The organism is Pseudoalteromonas sp. PSi26 (assembly GCF_054960575.1).
The window spans coordinates 1-376 of the sequence record NZ_JBHNYT010000052.1 but is presented as its reverse complement, the minus strand read 5'-3'; the positions used below and the strand labels follow the sequence as shown (position 1 = coordinate 376).

Below are 376 nucleotides of genomic sequence, written 5' to 3'. Positions count from 1 at the left end.
TAATTATTAACTTTTGGCGCTTCCCACATTACACCGTCTCTTAGCATCGAATTTAATATCACAATCATCTTTCTAATACAGGCGATGATGGCTACTTTTTTGGGTTTCCCTGCTGCCAATAAACGTTGATATGTTACTTTGAAAACTGGGTTTGATTGCATCGCTGACATCATCGCCATGTATAAAACCGTTCTCACTTGAGGTCGACCACCCTGAATTTTTCGATGGCCTTTATATCGACCACTTTCTCGGTTCATTGGGGCAACACCAATCAGGCTACTTGCTTGTTTGCTGTTGATGTAACCCAGTTCAGGTAGGTTACTGATGATTGATGCAGCAGCTATTTTTCCAATACCAGTCATACTCTGTAATATCG

General features: G+C 41.0%; 1 protein-coding gene. It reads right to left on the bottom strand.

Features of this window, described 5'->3' with window-relative positions; all coding sequences use genetic code 11:
* Positions 1 to 376, bottom strand: a 376-nt coding sequence (locus tag ACFI34_RS18790; RefSeq protein ID WP_152995199.1) for a transposase, incomplete at both ends; no start/stop codon positions are given.